The organism is Allobosea rubneri (assembly GCF_032464875.1).
Taxonomy (GTDB): Bacteria; Pseudomonadota; Alphaproteobacteria; order Rhizobiales; family Beijerinckiaceae; genus Allobosea; species Allobosea rubneri.
Genome location: NZ_JAWDID010000049.1, coordinates 1 through 17,708, shown reverse-complemented (window position 1 = coordinate 17,708; position 17,708 = coordinate 1). Strand labels below are relative to the sequence as shown.

General features: G+C 66.6%; 15 protein-coding genes. 4 read left to right on the top strand and 11 right to left on the bottom strand.

From position 1 onward, the window contains the following. Positions 1–16: 16 nt before the first annotated feature. The 7 genes from RKE40_RS23130 to RKE40_RS23100 all read right to left on the bottom strand — a co-directional run bounded on the left by RKE40_RS23130 (position 17) and on the right by RKE40_RS23100 (position 8,193). Complete coding sequence (locus RKE40_RS23130; protein ID WP_316020562.1) at positions 17–697, bottom strand: zinc metallopeptidase; 681 nt, start codon at positions 695–697, stop codon at positions 17–19. Positions 698–744: 47 nt separating this feature from the next. After that, on the bottom strand, positions 745–1,590 hold the full coding sequence (locus RKE40_RS23125) for an ABC transporter ATP-binding protein (RefSeq protein ID WP_316020561.1): 846 nt from the start codon (positions 1,588–1,590) through the stop codon (positions 745–747). A gap of 159 nt (positions 1,591–1,749) precedes the next feature. Beyond that, positions 1,750–3,081: an ABC transporter substrate-binding protein gene (locus RKE40_RS23120; protein WP_316020560.1), complete on the bottom strand. Its 1,332-nt coding sequence runs from the start codon at positions 3,079–3,081 to the stop codon at positions 1,750–1,752. 106 nt (positions 3,082–3,187) lie between these two features. Next, positions 3,188–4,267, bottom strand: coding sequence for a branched-chain amino acid ABC transporter permease (locus RKE40_RS23115; RefSeq protein ID WP_316020559.1), 1,080 nt, complete (start codon positions 4,265–4,267; stop codon positions 3,188–3,190). Positions 4,268–4,278: 11 nt separating this feature from the next. Beyond that, entirely contained in the window at positions 4,279–5,193 is a 915-nt protein-coding gene (locus RKE40_RS23110) for a branched-chain amino acid ABC transporter permease (RefSeq protein WP_316020585.1), read from the bottom strand. Positions 5,194–5,395: 202 nt separating this feature from the next. Continuing rightward, positions 5,396–6,211, bottom strand: coding sequence for an ABC transporter ATP-binding protein (locus RKE40_RS23105; protein WP_316020558.1), 816 nt, complete (start codon positions 6,209–6,211; stop codon positions 5,396–5,398). Continuing rightward, complete coding sequence (locus RKE40_RS23100; protein WP_390893500.1) at positions 6,208–8,193, bottom strand: AMP-dependent synthetase/ligase; 1,986 nt, start codon at positions 8,191–8,193, stop codon at positions 6,208–6,210. Before RKE40_RS23100 ends, RKE40_RS23105 begins: the two co-directional genes overlap by 4 nt. Before the next feature lie 410 nt (positions 8,194–8,603). On the opposite strand from RKE40_RS23100, the gene RKE40_RS23095 reads away from it, so the two are divergent. Further along, complete coding sequence (locus RKE40_RS23095; RefSeq protein ID WP_316020557.1) at positions 8,604–8,945, top strand: hypothetical protein; 342 nt, start codon at positions 8,604–8,606, stop codon at positions 8,943–8,945. Between the two features lie 12 nt (positions 8,946–8,957). Here RKE40_RS23095 and RKE40_RS23090 read toward each other — a convergent pair whose 3' ends face one another. Beyond that, positions 8,958–9,632 (bottom strand): Crp/Fnr family transcriptional regulator, encoded by a 675-nt coding sequence (locus tag RKE40_RS23090; protein WP_316020556.1) that lies wholly within the window; start codon positions 9,630–9,632, stop codon positions 8,958–8,960. Positions 9,633–9,772: 140 nt separating this feature from the next. On the opposite strand from RKE40_RS23090, the gene RKE40_RS23085 reads away from it, so the two are divergent. Then, entirely contained in the window at positions 9,773–10,690 is a 918-nt protein-coding gene (locus tag RKE40_RS23085) for an alpha/beta fold hydrolase (RefSeq protein WP_316020555.1), read from the top strand. On the opposite strand, the gene RKE40_RS23080 is transcribed toward RKE40_RS23085, so the two are convergent. Continuing rightward, the gene (locus tag RKE40_RS23080) at positions 10,680–11,273 is read right to left on the bottom strand and encodes a LysE family translocator (RefSeq protein WP_316020554.1); all 594 of its coding nucleotides are present in this window, start codon (positions 11,271–11,273) and stop codon (positions 10,680–10,682) included. The genes RKE40_RS23085 and RKE40_RS23080 overlap by 11 nt on opposite strands. Positions 11,274–11,356: 83 nt before the next feature. Continuing rightward, a complete protein-coding gene (locus tag RKE40_RS23075; RefSeq protein ID WP_316020553.1) occupies positions 11,357–12,019 on the bottom strand; it encodes an HD domain-containing protein in 663 nt (220 codons plus the stop codon). Between the two features lie 116 nt (positions 12,020–12,135). Here RKE40_RS23075 and RKE40_RS23070 point away from each other — a divergent pair, with 116 nt between their 5' ends. Beyond that, the gene (locus RKE40_RS23070) at positions 12,136–13,107 is read left to right on the top strand and encodes a GlxA family transcriptional regulator (RefSeq protein WP_316020552.1); all 972 of its coding nucleotides are present in this window, start codon (positions 12,136–12,138) and stop codon (positions 13,105–13,107) included. 12 nt (positions 13,108–13,119) lie between these two features. Here the strand turns inward: RKE40_RS23070 and RKE40_RS23065 are convergent, their stop codons facing one another. After that, entirely contained in the window at positions 13,120–16,656 is a 3,537-nt protein-coding gene (locus RKE40_RS23065) for an indolepyruvate ferredoxin oxidoreductase family protein (protein WP_316020551.1), read from the bottom strand. Positions 16,657–16,934: 278 nt separating this feature from the next. Here RKE40_RS23065 and RKE40_RS23060 point away from each other — a divergent pair, with 278 nt between their 5' ends. Beyond that, positions 16,935–17,585: a DUF1007 family protein gene (locus RKE40_RS23060; protein WP_316020550.1), complete on the top strand. Its 651-nt coding sequence runs from the start codon at positions 16,935–16,937 to the stop codon at positions 17,583–17,585. Positions 17,586–17,708 lie beyond the last annotated feature (123 nt).

The following is a 17,708-nucleotide window of genomic DNA, read 5'->3' as shown; positions in this document are numbered from 1 at the left end:
GGGGGAATGGCGTCGCTCATCGGATGAAGCGCAGGAGGCGCAGGAAGTTCAGCAGCCCGACCAGTGCGCCGGCGACATAGGTCAGCGCCGCCGCTCGCAGCACGCCGCGCGCCGCCGGCACGTCGCCGGGGTGGAGATAGCCGTCGGTGGTCAGGATCGGCAGCGCCTTGCCGAAGCTGGCGTCGAATTCGAGCGGCAGCGTCACCAGATGCACGACAAGGCCGATGCCGAGCAGCGCGATGGCGAAACCGAACTGCATCAGGGCGATCGAGGGCACGCGGGTCAGGATCGCAACCAGCGGGGCGGTGACCAGCACGACCATCGCGACCTTGTCGATCATGCCGAGCAGGCGCGCGAGCCCGGTGCGGGCGATGAACAGGGTGCTGCCCTGCGCATGCTGGATGGCATGGCCGACCTCATGCGCGGCGACCGCCACGGCGGTGATCGAGCGGCCGTCATGATTGCCCGGCGAGAGGCGGACCGCACGGGCGTCGGGGTCGTAATGGTCGCCCGCGGCCGTGGTCTCGACCGCGACCGCGCCGAGCTGGAACCGGTCGAGCAGATGGCGGGCGAGCTCGCCGCCGGTTCCCGGCAGGTCGGGCCGCGCCACGGCGTGCCTTTCCATCTCGCGACGGACCCAGAACTGCGGTCCGAAGATCAAGGCGAGGAGCAGGAGGACGATGACGAGATAGAGCATCGCTCAGGCCCTGGACCCTTCATGCGGCGGATTCGCGGCCGTTGTGCTCAAGACAGCCAGCGCTTGCGGCGCTTGTAGCTCTTGACCTCGCGGAACGACTTCTTGGCCCCTTCGGCAACCCCGAGATAGAACTCCTTGACGTCCTCGTTCTCGCGCAGCATCTGCGCCTCGCCGTCCATGACGACGCGGCCGGTCTCCATGATGTAGCCATAGGTGGCGTAGCGCAGGGCCATGTTGGTGTTCTGCTCGGCGACGAGGAAGGACACGCCCTCCTCGGCATTGAGCCGGCGCACGATCTCGAAAATCTCCTCGACGATCTGCGGCGCCAGTCCCATGGACGGCTCGTCGAGCAGGATCATCTTCGGCTTCGACATCATGGCGCGGCCGACCGCGCACATCTGCTGCTCGCCGCCGGAGGTGTAGCCGGCCTGTGAGTTGCGGCGCTGCTTCAGGCGCGGGAAGAGCTCGTAGATCTTCTCGAGGTCGCGCTTGATCGCGGCATTGCCGTCGCGCCGGGTGAAGGCGCCGGTCAGGAGGTTCTCCTCGATCGAGAGATGGCCGAAGCAGTGCCGGCCTTCCATGACCTGGATGCAGCCGCGGCGCACCAGCTCGCTCGGCGACATCCGGTCCACCCGCTCGCCGTCGAAGACGATCGAACCCTTGGTGACCTCGCCGCGCTCGGCCTTGAGCAGGTTCGAGATCGCCTTCAGCGTCGTGGTCTTGCCGGCGCCGTTGGCTCCGAGGATCGCGACGATGCCCTTGCGCGGCACCTGCAGCGAGACGCCCTTCAGCACCAGGATGACGTGATCGTAGATCACCTCGATATTGTTCAGCGACAGGATGGTGTCCGTCGCGGTCGCTGCCGTGGGCATTTCCAGGGTGGCGGTGGACATTGAACCTCCAATCCTTCTCCCCTCGGGGGGAGAAGGTGGCCCGGCGTCAGCCGGGTCGGATGAGGGACGGACGGATGAGGTGGTGCAAGACTTCCCTCATCCGTCTGCTTCGCAGACACCTTCTCCCCCCGGAGGGGAGAAGGATTGGCACTCGTCAGATCAGGACGACTTCTCGCAGGACTCGGTGCGCTTCGGCCAATTGCCGGCCTTCTCGACATAGTCCTTGGCGTTGGCCTCGATCAGCGGCCGGACCTCGTCCTTCATCGGCTCGATCCAGTCGCCCTTGCGGGTCCACTTGGCTCCGTCCCACTCGGCGACGAACATCTTGCTGTGGCCGGAATGGTCGGTGCAGGAGACCTGCGTCGGCGTGGTGAAGTCCTTCATGCCGAGCTCGGCGAGGCGAGCCTCGGTGATGTTCAGGGCTTCCAGGCCGCGGCGCATGTCCTCGGCGTTGACGACCTTCTTACCGGTCAGTTTCTGGGCGTTGCGGATGCCTTCGACGACCAGCATCGAGTTGTAGACGCCGCGGTTGTAGAGGGCCTCGCCGACCTTGTCCTTGGCCGTCGTGCTCTTGCCCTTCTCGACCACGTGCTTGAGGATATCCTGCATCACCGGGAAGTCGGTGCCGGCCGCGGCCCAGCTCAGCGAGCGGTAGCCCTTGGCCTCGGCGCCGCCGGCGCGGGCATCATCGTCGCCGCCGGCCCACCAGACGCCGACCAGCTTGTTGATCGGGAAGTTGTTCTTGATCGCTTCCTTGACCGCGGTCGGGTTCATCGCGCCCCAGCCCTGGTTGTAGAGGAAGTCGGGCCGGTCACGCCGGATCGAGAGCCAGAGCGAGCCCTGGTTCTGCATGTCGGCAGCCGCCACAGGGTAGAGCTTGACCTCGAAGCCGTATTTCTTGGCTAGATTCTCGAGCACCGGGATCGGCTCCTTGCCGAAGGGCGCGTCGAGATGAATCAGGCCGAGCTTCTTGCCCTTGAGCTTGTCCATGCCGCCAAGCTCGTTGGCCATGTGCTTCACCATGACGGAGGCGCCGTCCCAATAGGTGAAGGGCGGGATGAAGACCCAGGGGAAGTTGGTGCCGTCGGCCGAGGCCGAGAGGCCGTAGGCCATCGACAGGATCGGGATCTTGTCGACATGGGCGCGCGGGATCGCGGCGAGCGTCGCGCCGGTCGACCAGGGCGAGTAGACGATGGTGTTCTTCGACTTGGCCTGCTCGTAGCACTCGATCGACTTCTTGGTGTCGTAGCCGGTCTCGCACTCCTCGTAGACGATCTTGACGCCGTTCACGCCGCCGTCGCGCTCGTTGATCATGGTGATGTAGTCGCGCATGCCGTCGCCGATCGGGATGCCGGAGCCGGAGAACGGGCCGGTGCGGTAGGCGTTGTTGGCGAAGTAGACCGAGTCCTGCGCATTGGCGGGAGCGGCGAGGGCGCCCGCCGCCAGAAGCGCGCCGAGCGCTACGCCCTTGATCATGCTGCTCTTCATCATTGCTTCCTCCGTGGGTTACGTCGGATGCGGCCGGGGCCGTTCCGCCTCTTGAATGCCCGCCGCTTGTGATTTGCCGCGGGTCGTCTTCTTGGACCTCTTCCCCGACTCAGTAGGGGAAAGGCCACGTCCGCAATTTCTGCTTCGCGATCTGCCAGAGCCGGGCGAGGCCGTGCGGCTCGACGATCAGGAAGAAGATGATCAGGCCGCCGACCAGCATGAAGGTGACATGCTCGGCGGCGGCGCCGGTGAGCGGCACGCCCAGCGCCGGCAGGCCGAATTTCATGATGGTCGGCAGGCTAGCGATGAAGGCCGCGCCGAAGAAGGAGCCGATCAGCGAGCCCAAGCCCCCGATGATGACCATGAACAGGATGTTGAAGGAGAGGCGGATGTTGAAGACGTCGGCGGCCTCGGCCGTCCCATACCAGAAGAAGATCATCATCGCCCCGGCGACGCCGGCATAGAAGGAGGAGACGGCGAAGGCGAGCAGCTTGGCGTTGAGCAGCTTGATGCCCATCAGCTCGGCGGCGATGTCCATGTCGCGCACCGCCATCCAGGAGCGGCCGATTTTGCCGTGGACGAGGTTCGAGGCGAACCAGGTGAGGACGACGACGAGGCCGAGGCAGACGAAGTAGCGGGTCTCCGGCGAGGCCGAGGCGCCGGTGATGGGCAGGCCGAAGAACAGGCGCTGCGGCACCTCGATGGCGCCCGAAGCGTTGTAGTTGAACAGCCAGGGCACGCGCACGAAGGCCCATTGCAGGAAGAACTGCGCGGCCAGCGTCGCGACCGCGAGATAGAAGCCCTTGATGCGCAGCGAAGGCAGGCCGAAGAGCACGCCGATCGCCGCCGAGAACAAGCCGGAGACCAGAACGAGCACGATGACGTTCACGCCCGGGAAGATCGTCGTCAGCTTGTAGCAGGAATAGGCGCCGACCCCCATGAAGGCGGCGGTGCCGAGCGAGATCAGGCCGGTGTAGCCGGTGAGGATGTTGAGCCCGATCGCCGCCAGCGAGAACACCAGGAACGGGATCATCACCGAGGAGATGAAGAAGTCGTTGCCGATCATCGGGATGCCGATGAAGGCGATCGCGAGGATCACGGCGATGCCGATCCGGTCCTGCCGGATCGGGAACACGGCCATGTCGGCGGCGTAGGTCGATTTGAATTGGCCGGCTTCGCGGTAGAACACGTGTCAGCCCCTCAGATGCGTTCGATGATCTTGTCGCCGAACAGGCCCTGCGGCCGGAACAGCAGGAAGCCCAGGGCGATGAAATAGGCGAGCCAGCTCTCGATGCCGCCGCCGATCAGCGGGCCCCAGTAGAACTCGCCGAGCTTCTCGCCGATGCCGATGATCAGCCCGCCGACAATGGCGCCGGGGATCGAGGTGAAGCCGCCGAGGATCAGCACCGGAAGGGCCTTCAGCGCGACGATCTCGAGCGCGAAGGAGACGTCCGAGCGCGCGCCCCACATGATGCCGGTGATCAGCGCGACGATGCCGGCGGTGAACCAGACGATCACCCAGATTTGGTTGAGCGAGATGCCGACCGAGAGCGCCGCCTTGTGGCTATCGGCCACGGCCCGAAGCGCCCGGCCGATGCGGGTGTACTGGAAGAAGACGGCGAGCGCGGCGATCATCAGCGAGGCGATGATCGCAGCCGCGATGTCGATCTTCTGGAAAGAGACGATGCCGCCGAGGATCTTGGCGTCGATCGCGCCTTTCGGCAGATAGAGCTCGCTGGTGATCATCTGCTTGGGGTTGCCGCCGAAGACGGATTCGCCGAAGCCGATCAGGAAATAGGTGATCCCGAAGGTCGCCATGAACAGGATGATGTCGGGCTGGTTGACCAGCGGGCGCAGCACCACGCGCTCGATGGTGACAGCGAGCACGAACATCACGCCGAGCGTCAGGAAGACCGCGAGGAAGGCCGGGACGCCCTTCTCGTGCAGGCCGACCAGGGTCAGCGCCGCGAACACGACCATGATGCCCTGGGCGAAGTTGAAGACGCCGGAAGCCTTGAAGATCAGGACGAAGCCGAGCGCGATCAGCGCATAGAGCACGCCGGAAACCAGGCCTTCCCAGATCGTCTGGGCGAGCAGGTCGGGCGCCTGGACCATCTGCTGGAACGGGTCGACGAAGATCTTGTGAACGGTGCCCGACGGGTCGAGCTGGGCGCCGATCAGTGCCGCGGCGATCACGCCGGCGACGATCAGGCCGGTCTTGATCCAGCCATTGGCAAGGAGACTGGGCGCGGGCTGCGCGGCGACGTCGCTCATGCGCTCTTCCCCTCTGCGCGCGGGTTCTTCAATGCGGCGGTCATCAGTGCGCCACTCCGAGATAGGCATCGATGACCTTCTGGTTCGCCTTGACCTCGTCGGGCGTGCCGTCGGCGATCTTGCGGCCGTATTCGAGCACGACGACACGGTCGGAGAGGTCCATGACGACCCCCATATCGTGCTCGATCAGAGCGATGGTGGTGCCGAACTGGTTGTTCACGTCGAGGATGAAGCGGCACATGTCCTCCTTCTCCTCGAGGTTCATGCCGGCCATCGGCTCGTCGAGCAGGAGCAGCTCCGGCTCCATGGCGAGCGCCCGGCCGAGCTCGACGCGCTTCTGCAGCCCGTAGGGCAGCTTGCCGACCGGCAATTTGCGGATGTGCTCGATCTGCAGGAAGTCGATGATGTCCTCGACGACCTTGCGGTGCTCGATCTCCTCGCTCATCGCCGGGCCATGGCGCAGGGCCTGCCAGAAGAAGCCCCTGCGCATCTTCAGCGTGCGCCCGGTCATGATGTTGTCGAGGGTCGACATGCCCTTGAACAAGGCGACGTTCTGGAAGGTGCGGGCGATGCCGGCGGCGGCGGCCTGGTGCGGGCGGACCTTGCTGCGCCGGACGCCCTTATAGGTGATCCGGCCTTCCTGCGGATGGTAGAAGCCGTTGATGCAGTTCAGCATCGAGGTCTTGCCGGCGCCGTTGGGGCCGATGATGGCGCGGACCTCGCCCTTGCGGATGTCGAAGGAGACGTCGGTGATCGCCTTCACGCCGCCGAAACGCAGCGAGACGTTCTCGACCGAAAGCAGGACATCGCCCTTGCCGGTGACCGGCTCGCCGGTGACGTTCATCGGATGCGCGTTCATGCCGCCTCCTTCGCCGCGATGGCGCCGGCCGGGGCCGTGACCGGGTAGGTGTTGGCGTCGCGGACCTTGACCCTGGCCGAGATCATGCCCTTGCGGCCGTCCTCGAAGGTGACCTCGGTCGAGATGTCGGCCTCGGTGGAGCCATTGTACAGCGCCTCGACCAGCGGCGCGTAGCGCTCGGCGATGAAGCCGCGGCGGACCTTCTGGGTGCGGGTCAACTCGCCGTCGTCTGCGTCGAGTTCCTTGTGCAGGATCAGGAAGCGCTTGATCTGGGCGCCGCCCATCATCGGCTCGGCGGCGAGCGAGCGGTTCACCTCGTCGACGTGCTTGGCCATCATGTCGTAGACCAGCGGGTGGCCGGCGAGCTCCTGATAGGAGGCGTAGACGACATTGTTGCGCTCGGCCCAGTTGCCGACGGCGGTGAGGTCGATGTTCAGCGCCACGGTCGCGTAGTCGCGGCCTTGGCCGAAAGCGACGACCTCCTTGATGTTCGGATAGAATTTGAGCTTGTTCTCGATGTATTTCGGCGGGAACAGATCGCCCGAATTGAGCTTCCCGACATCCTTGGCGCGGTCGATGATCTTGAGATGGCCGCCCTCGTCGAAGAAGCCGGCATCGCCGGAGCGGACATAGCCGTCGGCGGTCATCGTCTCGGCGGTCTTCTCCTCGTCCTTGTAGTAGCCGCGGAAGATCGAGGGCGAGCGGTAGAGCACCTCGCCATTGTCGTCGATCCGGATCTCGACCTGCGGGGCCGGCCGGCCGACCGTATCGGCCTTGATCTCGCCGTCCGGCTGCATGGTGATGTAGACGCCGGCCTCGGTCTGTCCGTAGAGCTGCTTCAGGTTGACGCCGATCGAACGGTAGAAGCGGAAGAGCTCGGGGCCGATCGCCTCGCCCGCAGTGTAGCCGACCTTGATGTTGGTCAGGCCGAAGCGGTTGCGCAGCGGCGCGTAGATGACGATGTCGCCGAGCTTGTAGAGCAGGCGGGCGCCGAGCGGCACGGGCTCGCCGTTGAGGATCTTCTCGCCGTACTTCTTCGCCACGCCGAGGAAGTAGTGGAACACCTTGCGCATCAGCGGGCCGGCATCCTCCATGCGCACCATGGTGATGGTCAGCATCGTCTCGAAGACGCGCGGCGGCGCGAAGGCGTAGGTGGTGCCGACCTCGCGGCGGTCGTCGACGACGGTCTCCGGGCCCTCCGGGCAGTTGACGCAGAAGCCGGCGATGATCGCCTGGGCATAGGAGAAGACATGGTCGCCGACCCAGGCGATCGGCAGATAGGCGATGATCTCGTCGCTCTCGTTCAGCCCGTCGAAGGCGCAGCCGATCTCGGCGGCGGTGATGACGTTGTAGTGGCTGAGCATCACGCCCTTGGGCCGGCCGGTGGTGCCCGAGGTGTAGAGGATGATGGCGAGGTCGGAGCCCGTGCCCTGCGCCATCTCGGCGTCGAGCGCGGCGCTGGCGGCCGGATCCTTCAGGGCGGCACGGCCGGTCTCGATCACTTCGCTGATGTCGTGGAGCTTGGCGTGATCGTAGTCGCGCAGGCCGCGCGGCTCGTCATAGAGCATGTGCCGCAGGTTGGGCAGGCGCTCGGCGACGGAGAGGATCTTGTCGACCTGCTCCTGGTCCTGGACGCAGGCGAAGACCGCGCCGGCATGGTCGAGCACATAGGCCATCTCGTCGGCGACGCTGTCGGCATAGACCGGCACCGGAATCGCGCCGAGCCACTGCGCCGCAGCCATCGACCAATAGAGGCGCGGGCGGTTGTAGCCGACGATGGCGACCTTCTCGCCGCGTTTCAGGCCGAGATCCTGCATTCCCCTTGCATAGGCGCGGATCTGCTCGACGACCTCCGCCCAGTTCCAGGACTGCCAGATGCCGAGATCCTTATGCCGGAACGCGACGCGCGCGGCGCGCTCGCGGGCATTGCGCGTCAGCAGCTTCGGGAAGGTATCCGCCTCGCCGGCGGCAGCGCTTGCCACGATCTTTGTCTCCACCCTGTCGCCCCGTCTGTCGCGGGTTTGTCCGGGCCATTCGGCCCCTTGTGCGATCATGCAAGCTTTGCAGGTGGCCCGACCCCGTGCAAGGAGGCACTTGACAGACAGGATGCATTTGGGGCGCTATTGTCCCGCCGAGGTTTGGCCGAAAGGCCGCAGAATCGGCGCTTCCGTAGAAATTTCAAAGGCTTGAGACCTCCTCCAATCGTGAAGGAGGTAGCACCGTCGTCAGCCGAAGCAGGTCGGCGTGCTTTCACGCAATCGCGAGAAGCGCCGCTGGAAGCAGTGCCTCCCCGATCCTGATCGGCTGCTGGTGGCCGTCGAGCAGCAGCGCGCGGGCCAAATGCCTTCGATCCACCGCATTCCGGCGGGAGTTTCAGGGCGGGGACCGGCCAATGCGCGTTCTTGCCTCGATCACGATAGCGATCATGCTCGCTGCCGGCGCGAGCGTAACCCGCGCGCACCAGGCTCCCCAAGGCTGGGAATACCCGTTCGCCTGCTGCTCGGGCGCCGATTGCGCGCAGATCGATCCCCGCGAGGTGAAGCTCGGCAAAACCGGCTTCGTCGTGACCATCGCGCCGGGGCGGCATCCGATGTGGCCGAAGGAACGCCGCGAACCGCTGATCCTCCAGATCCCGCATGACAAGGCCCGTCTCTCGCCGGACGGGCTCTGGCATCTGTGCATCAACGATGCCGGCGAACTGCTCTGCTTCTTCGCGCCGGGCGGGGATTCTTAGCGCTGACGCCGCTCACCCCTCGTAGCGGGCCAGTCGCTCCAGATCGAGGATCGTCACCTCGTTGTGGCCGACCTCGACAAGGCCGAGATCGGCGAGCTTGGCGAGGCTCTGATTGGCCATCTGGCGGGAGATGCCGGCGAGCAGGCCGAGCTCTTCCTGCGAGATCGCCAGCGTCCGGTCCTGGCTGGGGTAGAGGATCGGGTTGAACAGCCAGGCGAGGTTGCGGGCGAGGCGCCCGGTCGCGCCCAACATGCGGTCGTATTCGGCGAGGCCGATGAACTGGGCGAGGCGCTCGTTGAACTGGTGGACCAGGAAGCGGTTGAAGGCGGCGGAGTGCTCGAACAGCCAGAAGAAGGTCTGGCGCCGCATCAGCGCGACCTTGGTCTCGCGTAGCGCGACGAGATCATAGCGCCGTGGTTCGTTCTTGATGATCGTGCCCTCGCCGAACCACGCGCCTCCCCGAAGCCCGGCGAGCGTCGCCGATTTGCCGCTGCGCGAGGTCGTGCTCATTTTCAGCAGGCCGTCGGCGACGCCCGTCCAGGATTCCAGGCGGTCGCCGACATGGCAGACATGGGCGCCCTTGCCATAGGTCTTGATGGTGGTGCCGCGCCGCGCTTCCTCGAACTCTTCCGGCGCAAGGTCGTTCGACCAGGCGGCGATCCTGCGCAGCTCGTCCTCGGAAATCAAAGCTCGCCGGCCTTTCGGTCATTCAAGCGGATGGTGGCACTATGCGGCCGGCTTCATCGCAAACTCAAGTCGAGCCGGCCATCCGGGAGAACCGGCATGCGCGCCGTGCGTTTCGTCGACAATGAGGAAGGAGCAGCGCCATGCAGGACGCAGTTCGCGCCGGCGGCCGACATACGCCGGTCAGCCATGCCACCATCGAGATCGGCGGCGTCGAGATCTTCTATCGCGAGGCGGGGCCGCGCGACGCGCCGGTGCTGCTCCTGCCGCACGGCTATCCCTGTTCGTCCTATGAGTTCCGCAACCTGCTGCCGGCTCTCGCAGACCGCTGGCGGCTGATTGCGCCGGATTATCCGGGCTTCGGCTACAGCGCCACACCTGACGGGTTCAGCTACGACTACGAAGGCTATTCGCGCCTGCTGGAAGACTTCGCCGACCGTCTCGGCCTGGAGCGCTTCGCGCTATATCTGCACGATTACGGCACCTGGATCGGGTTGAAGCTCGCCAGGCGCGCGCCGGAGCGCATCACCGGGCTGATCATCCAGAACGGGGACATCTACGAGGACGCGCTCGGGCCGAAATACGAGGGCATGAAGGCGTACTGGAGAAAGCCGACGCCGGAGGGGCGCAGGAAGCTCGAGGCCGCCGTCAGCGAAGCGGGCTTTCGCGAGGAGTTCCTCAACGAGGTCCGCCCCGAGATCGCCAGCCGGATTCCGCCAGACCTCTGGAAACTTCACTGGCCGCTGATGGACACGCCGAAGCGGCGCGAGATCAGCGTCGGCTTGATGGAGGTTTGGAAGGAGAACTTCGACTGGTTCCCGCGCTACCAGGCCTATCTGCGCGAGCATCAGCCGCCGACGCTGATCGTCTGGGGGCCGCAGGACGGCTATATGCCGGAGGCGTCCGCGCGCGCCTATCTGCGCGATCTGCCGCATGCCGAGCTGCACCTGCTCGACGGCGGCCACTGGCTGCTGGAGACCAATCTCGACGAGGTCGTGGGGTTGCTCAGGTTCTTCCTCGGCCGGCTGGAGCAGGGGGAGCGTCATCGCCTCACCATCTGATCGCGGCGGCAAGCGACAGGAGCAGCAGCGCGGCGAAGATCAGGTTGACGATGCGGTTGCTTCGCGGCTCGCGGAACAGCCCGGTGAGGCCCGAGCCGGCCAGAAGCCAGGCGATGTTGACGATGGCGATCACGAGAAGGAGCAGGCCGATCTTGAGGCCGGCATCGAAGGCCGGCTGCCGCGGCAGCAGGGCGAAGCCCGAGAACAGCGCTGCCATCGCCGCATAGCCCTTCGGATTGACGAGCGAGAGCGCGAAACCGGCGGCGAAGGAGGGGGCGGCCGCATCGTCGCCCGCCTCGGTGAGCGGTGGCGCCGTCGCGATGCGGAAGGCGAGGTAGAGGAAGTAGAGCGCAGCCAGCGCAGTTACGAGCGGAGCGAGGCCCGGCAGGACCAGCACGGCGGTGACGACGCCGCTGGCGGTCAGCCCCATCACTGCGAGCATGCCGAGGGTGATGCCGGCGCCATAGGCGAAACCGCGGCGGATGCCGAAGGCGGCACCGGTCGCCGTCAGGCTCAGCGTCGCCGGGCCCGGGCTACCGGTGAGCGCGACGCCGGCGAGAAGAAACCCGGCCAGTCCGTCCATGATGTCCTCCGCAGCCCCTGAGCGAGCGCGGAGGAAAACAGGGCAGGTACCTGCCCGTCTTGAACGTTCGTGCGGGCTCCGGCTCAAGGTTCGCAGACCGGCCGCGACGGCCCATGCCAGTGTGAGCAGCGGATCACCGAGCAGAAATTCCCGCGCCTGAACCCGGCGTCCTTGTCGGCGAGCACATCCGCCTTGACGTTGCCGAAGGTGGTCTCCGGCTTGTGCTTGATGCCGTCGAAGAAGGCCTGGATGATCTCTTCCTTGAAAGCCTCGTCGCGCGGATGGGCGGCGACGACGGCCTCGCGCTCGGCATTGCTGTACTCGCCATAGGTCAGGCCGAGCACGTCCATCTCGACGCCGGCCGTGACCAGCGCGACGACCGGATGCATGTGCTTGGGGATGCCGGGCGTGGTGTGCAGCGCGATCGCTGTCCAGACCGTGTCGATATCCGCCTGGGCGATGCCGTGTCCGCGCAGGAAATCGCGCGCGGCATTGGCGCCGTCGACCTCGAAGCGCTCATCGGCGCTGCTGTGCTGCGGCATCAGCCCCATGTCGTGGAACATCGCGCCGACATAGAGCAGCTCGCGATCGAAGCTCAGCTTGCGCTTCAGGCCGGCCAGCGCGCCGAAATAATAGACCCGGCTGGAATGGTGGAACAGCAGCGGCGTCTCGGTGTCGCGCACCAGCTCGGTCGCAGCGCGCGCCAGTCTGCTGTCGGGAATGCTCACGCCATGGATCGTCGTCATCAGGGCCTCCTGCGGATGAGTTCGGCCGGAGGCTAGCGAGGCATGGCTTTGTCCTCAATTGACGTAGCGCGTCGATTTATGCCAAAAGCGGATTCAGGGAGACATGGAGCATCGCCATGCCGCCAATCAGGACGATTGCCGTCCTCGCCGTGCGTGGCGTCCAGCTGCTGGACGTCTCCGGACCGCTCGACGTCTTCGCCGAAGCGAACCGGCAGGCCGGCGCGGAGCGCTATCGTCTGCTCGTCGTCGCACCTGATTCAGGTCCGCTCGCCAGCTCGTCGGGTGTCAGGCTGCTGCCTGATCTCTCCATCACCGATGCCCGTGCTGAGGAGATCGACACGCTGCTTGTTGCCGGCGCGCCGCAGGCGGCGGAGATGATGCCCGCGCCCGATCTTCTCGCCTGGCTCCGCGCGCAAGCGCCGCTCACTCGCCGCTATGGCTCGGTCTGCAGCGGCGCCTTCATCCTCGCCGCCGCCGGCCTGCTTGATGGCCATCGCATCACCACCCATTGGGCGGTGGCCGAGCAGCTAGCGCGGAGCTATCCGATGGTGACCGTCGATGCGGATGCCATCCATGTCCGTGATGGCCGCCTGCGCACTGCTGCTGGCGTCACCGCTGGGCTCGACCTTGCCTTGGCGCTGGTCGAAGAGGACCTCGGCCGTGAGATCGCATTGAAGGTCGCGAGCCAGCTGGTGATGTTCTTCAAGCGGCCCGGCGGCCAGCTCCAGTTCAGCCGCAAGGGCGAGGCCGAGCCCGCCGGGCGTTCGGCCCTGCAGGAGGTCCAGCGCTGGGTCGCGGCCAATCCGGCGGGGGATCACAGCGTCGCCAGCATGGCGCGGCGCATGGAGTTGAGCCCGCGTCATTTCGCCCGACTGTTCCGCAGCGAGGTCGGGCTGACGCCGGCCGCCTGGGTCGAGACGGCGCGCGTCTCCGCCGCGCGGCAGTTCCTGGAAGGCGGGAAGGAGGCGCCCAAGCAGGTCGCGGCGCTTTGCGGCTTTGCCGATGCCGACACGCTGCGGCGGGCCTTCGCCCGCCATGTCGGCGTCACCCCGGCGGAATACCGCAAGCGTCACGCCCGGTTCGGCTGACCGCGGACGGAACTACTCAGCCGCCCGCGGCATCGCCAACGCCTCGGCCGAACCGTCGCGCAGGCGCCTTAGCAATTCAACCTCCTCGGCCTTGGCCGCGGTGAGATGGCGCTCCTTGACATGGCCGAAGCCGCGGATCTTCTCCGGGATCGCGGCGAGGGCGACGCAGAGCGCGTGGTTCTCGGGCGTCAGCTTCGCCAGGATCTCGGCTAGAAGCGCCTCGTAATCGGTGATCAGCTGCCGCTCGGTCCTGCGCTCCTGCGTATAGCCGAAGAGGTCGAAGGCGGTGCCGCGCAGGCCCTTCAGCTTCGAAAGCAGGCCGAAGGCGCCTATCATCCACGGGCCGAAGCTCATCTTGCGCGGCAGGCCGGTATTGGGATCGCGCTTGGCCAGCAGCGGCGGCGCGAGATGGAACTCGAAGCGCAGCTTCCCGCCGGAGGCGCTGTCCTGCTCGAAGGTCGCGGCGACCTGCCTGCGGAAGGCCCCGTCGCTGTAAAGCCGCGCGACCTCGTATTCGTCCTTGTAGGCCATCAGCTTGAAGAGATTGCGCGCGACGGCTTCGGCGAGGGCGCTCTGGCCGGGCAGCACCGCCGCCTCCTTCGCGCGGACCTTCTCGACGAGGTCACCATAGCGCGCCGCATAGGCGGCGTTCTGGTAGCCGGTGAGATGCTCGACGCGGCGGGCGATGATCTCGTCCAGCGTCTGCGAGAGCTGGCGGGCCTGCGTCGGGGCCTTCGCCTCCGCGAGCGCGGCGAGCAGGGCGGCCGGATCATGCGCGGCCCGGCGGCCGAGCTCGAAGGCCTGCCGGTTCATCCCCACGGCTTCGCCGTTGAGCTCGATCGCCTTCAGCAGCGCGGCGCGCGAGAGCGGCACGCCGCCATGCTGCCAGGCATAGCCGAGCATGAACATGTTGGCGGCGATGGCATTGCCGAGGAAGGCGACCGCCGCGGCGGTCGCATCGACGAGATGGGTGTGGTCGCGGCCGGAGGCGGCGAGGATCGCCCGTTTCAGCCGTTCGGTCGGCAGCGAGAAATCGGCATTGCGGGTGAAGTCGCCGGGCAGGCTCTCGGCGGTGTTGACGACGACTGTCGAACCCGGGCGGATCGCGCCCAGCACCTTCTTCGACCCGGTGACGGTGAGGTCGCAGCCGAGCACGAGATCGGCCTGGCCTGCGGCGACGCGAATGGCGTGGATCTCCTCAGGCGTCGGGGCGAGGCGGACATGGCTGAAGACGGCGCCGCCCTTCTGGGCGAGGCCGGCCATGTCGATCATGCCGCAGCCCTTGCCTTCGAGATGCGCGGCCATGCCGAGGATCGCGCCGATGGTGACGACGCCGGTGCCGCCGACGCCGGTGACGACGACTGCATAATTGCGGTCGAGCACCGGCACCCGCGGCTCGGGCAGTTCGCCGGCGCCGAGCTTCGAGGCGCCCGCTGCGCGCGGCTCCGCTTTTTTCGGCCGCGCACCATGTACGGTGACGAAGGAGGGGCAGAAACCCTTCAGGCAGGAAAAGTCCTTGTTGCAGTTCGACTGGTCGATCTGGCGCTTGCGGCCGAACTCGGTCTCCAGCGGCTGCACCGAGACGCAGTTCGACTGGACGCCGCAATCGCCGCAGCCCTCGCAGACCAGCTCGTTGACGATGACGCGCTTGTCCGGGTCGGGATAGGCGCCGCGCTTGCGCCGGCGGCGCTTCTCGGTGGCGCAGGTCTGGTCGTAGAGCAGCAGCGAGACGCCGGGCGTCGCTGCGAGCTCGCGCTGGACGGTGTCGAGATCCTCGCGATGGTGCAGCGTGGTGCCGGGCGGCCAGAGCGTTCCGGCCGGGTATTTCGTCGGCTCGTCCGAGACGACGGCGATGCGGGCGACGCCTTCGGCCGCGACCTGGCGCGCCATCTGGTCGGGCGTCAGATGCCCTTCCGCCTGCTGGCCGCCGGTCATCGCTACCGCGTCGTTGTAGAGCAGCTTGTAGGTGATGTTGACGCCCGAGGCGACCGCCCAACGGATCGCGAGCGAGCCGGAATGGGTGTAGGTGCCGTCGCCGAGATTCTGGAAGATGTGGCCGCGCGTCGAGAACGGAGCCTCGCCGACCCAGTTGGCGCCTTCGCCGCCCATCTGGGTGAAGCCGGCAGTGTCGCGGTCCATCCAGAGCGACATGAAATGGCAGCCGATGCCAGCAGAGGCACGCGAGCCCTCGGGCACGACGGTCGAGGTGTTGTGCGGGCAGCCCGAGCAGAAATAGGGGGTGCGCTTGGCAACCTCTTGCGCCTCGGCGAGCCGGCCCTGGGCGGCGGCGATCACCTCCAGCCGAGCGCGCAGGGCCGGATCGTCGCGGTATTGCAACAGACGGGCGCCGAGCGCGATGGCGACATCATTGGGGTCGAGCGCGCCATGGACCGGGAAGAGCCATTCGCCCTTCTCGTCCTTCTTGCCGACGATCATGGGCTGGTGCGTGGTGCCGTAGAGCTCCTCGCGCAGCTGCACCTCGATCAGCGAGCGCTTCTCCTCGACCACCATGACAAGATCGAGCCCCGCCGCGAACGCCTTCAATTCCTGCGCGTCGAGCGGCCAGGGGCATGCGACCTTGAACAGGCGGATGCCGAGATCATTGGCCCTAACCTCGTCGAGCCCGAGCTCCTCCAGCGCCTGGCGGACGTCGAGATAGGATTTGCCGACGGTGATGATGCCGATGCGCGGCGTTTGTCCGCCCGCGAGGATGGTCTGGTTGAGCCTGTTTGCCCGCAGATAGGCAAGGATCGCCTCGCGCTTGTGGACGTGGAGCCGCTTTTCCTGGTCGAGGAAGTCGAGCTCGCGCCTGATGCCGAGCCCGCCCGGCGGCATGACGTAGTCATCGGGCAGCGCGATCTGGACGCGCTCGACCGAGCCGTCGACCGAGGCCGTCGATTCGATGTTGTCCTTGACGCATTTGATGCCGACCCAGACCGAGGCGAAGCGCGAGAGTGCGAAGCCGTGCAGGGCGTAGTCCATGATTTCCTGGACGCCGGCCGGGTTGAGGATCGGCATCATCCGGTCGACCAGGACGAATTCGGTCTGGTGAGCGTTGGTCGAGGATTCGGCGGTGTGGTCGTCGCCGAGCAGGCAGATCACGCCGCCATGGCGCGAGGTGCCGGCCATGTTGGCATGGCGGAAGACGTCGCCGGTGCGGTCGACGCCGGGCCCCTTGCCGTACCAGAGCCCGAACACGCCGTCATGCTTGCCCTCGCCGGAGAGCTCGGCCTGCTGCGTGCCCCAGATCGCGGTCGCCGCGAGATCCTCGTTGAGCCCGGGCTGGAAGACGATGTCCGCAGCCTTGAGCTGCTTGCCGGCGCGGGCGAGCTGCTGGTCGAGCCCGCCGAGCGGGGAGCCGCGATAGCCGGAGACGAAGCCCGCGGTGTTCAGCCCGGCGCGCCGGTCGCGCTCGCGCTGGACCAGCAGCATGCGGGCGATGGCCTGCGTGCCGGTCAGAAAGATCTGCTGCTTCGAAAGGTCGTATTTGTCGTCGAGGGCGACAGCGCGGAGCGCATCGGTCCCGGAGTTCTGCTGCGTCTCGGCCATGAACGACCTCCCGAAGATCGAACCCCGCAGGGATTATGGGGACGGTATCGCCGGCCTCCAACCCGTTGTTATGTCAGTATTGCTGTCATACCGCCGGGATGCCGTCAAATCAGTCTGGTGCAATTCCAGACTGCGCCAATGTCGGGCGCGCCGCGATTTGGCCGCCTTTGCGGGGGAAGGCTGGGCAGGTCTCGCAGCCGATTGCGGGCTAGGCGCAAAGCGCGCGTTTTTGTTAGCATGCGCTGCCGATTCCGCCGCAGATTCGAGGAAATGCCACCGTGCCGCGTCGCCAGACCGGATCGCTCGCGCTCTGCGCCATCATCGCCTCGCTCGGCCTCGCGCTGCCGGCCATGGCGCATCCGCACGTCTTCGTGACCTCGCGCACCGAGATCATCTACACGCCCGACGGCGCGGTGCAGGCGCTGCGCCATCGCTGGAGCTTCGACGAGGCCTATTCGGCCTATATGGTCCAGGGGCTCGACAAGAACGGCGACGGCAAGCTGACGCCGGACGAGCTCGCCGAGCTCGCCAAGGTCAACATCGAATCGCTGCCGGATGTCGATTTCTTCACCACAGCCAAGGCGAACGGCAAGGCGCAGGAATTCGGCAAGCCCGGGGAAGAAGGGCTGGTCTACGAGAACAAGGTGCTGACCCTGACCTTCACCCTGCCGCTCAAGACGCCGGCCGTCGCCAACCGCTCCTTCGGCATCGAGATCGGCGATCCCACCTATTTCGTCGCCTTCGAGGTCGCTGCCGAGGCCGATGCGGTGACGACGCGCGATGCGCCGAAGGGCTGCGTCGTGCGGGTCATGCGCCCGCCCAAGCTCGATACGGCGACGCAGCAGCGCCTGGCCCAGGAAGACATCACCGCGACGCCGGACATGAGCGCCTACGTGGTCACGACACGCGCCTTGGTGGCATGTCCCTGAGCTTGGACGCCGCGCCGGGCCTCTCGGCCTTGCCGCGCCGGCTGTTCGTCGCGGTGCTCGCGCTCGCGCTGGTCGCCGGCGCGCTCGGACTGATCGCCTGGCTGCTCAGCCTCTATTTCCCAC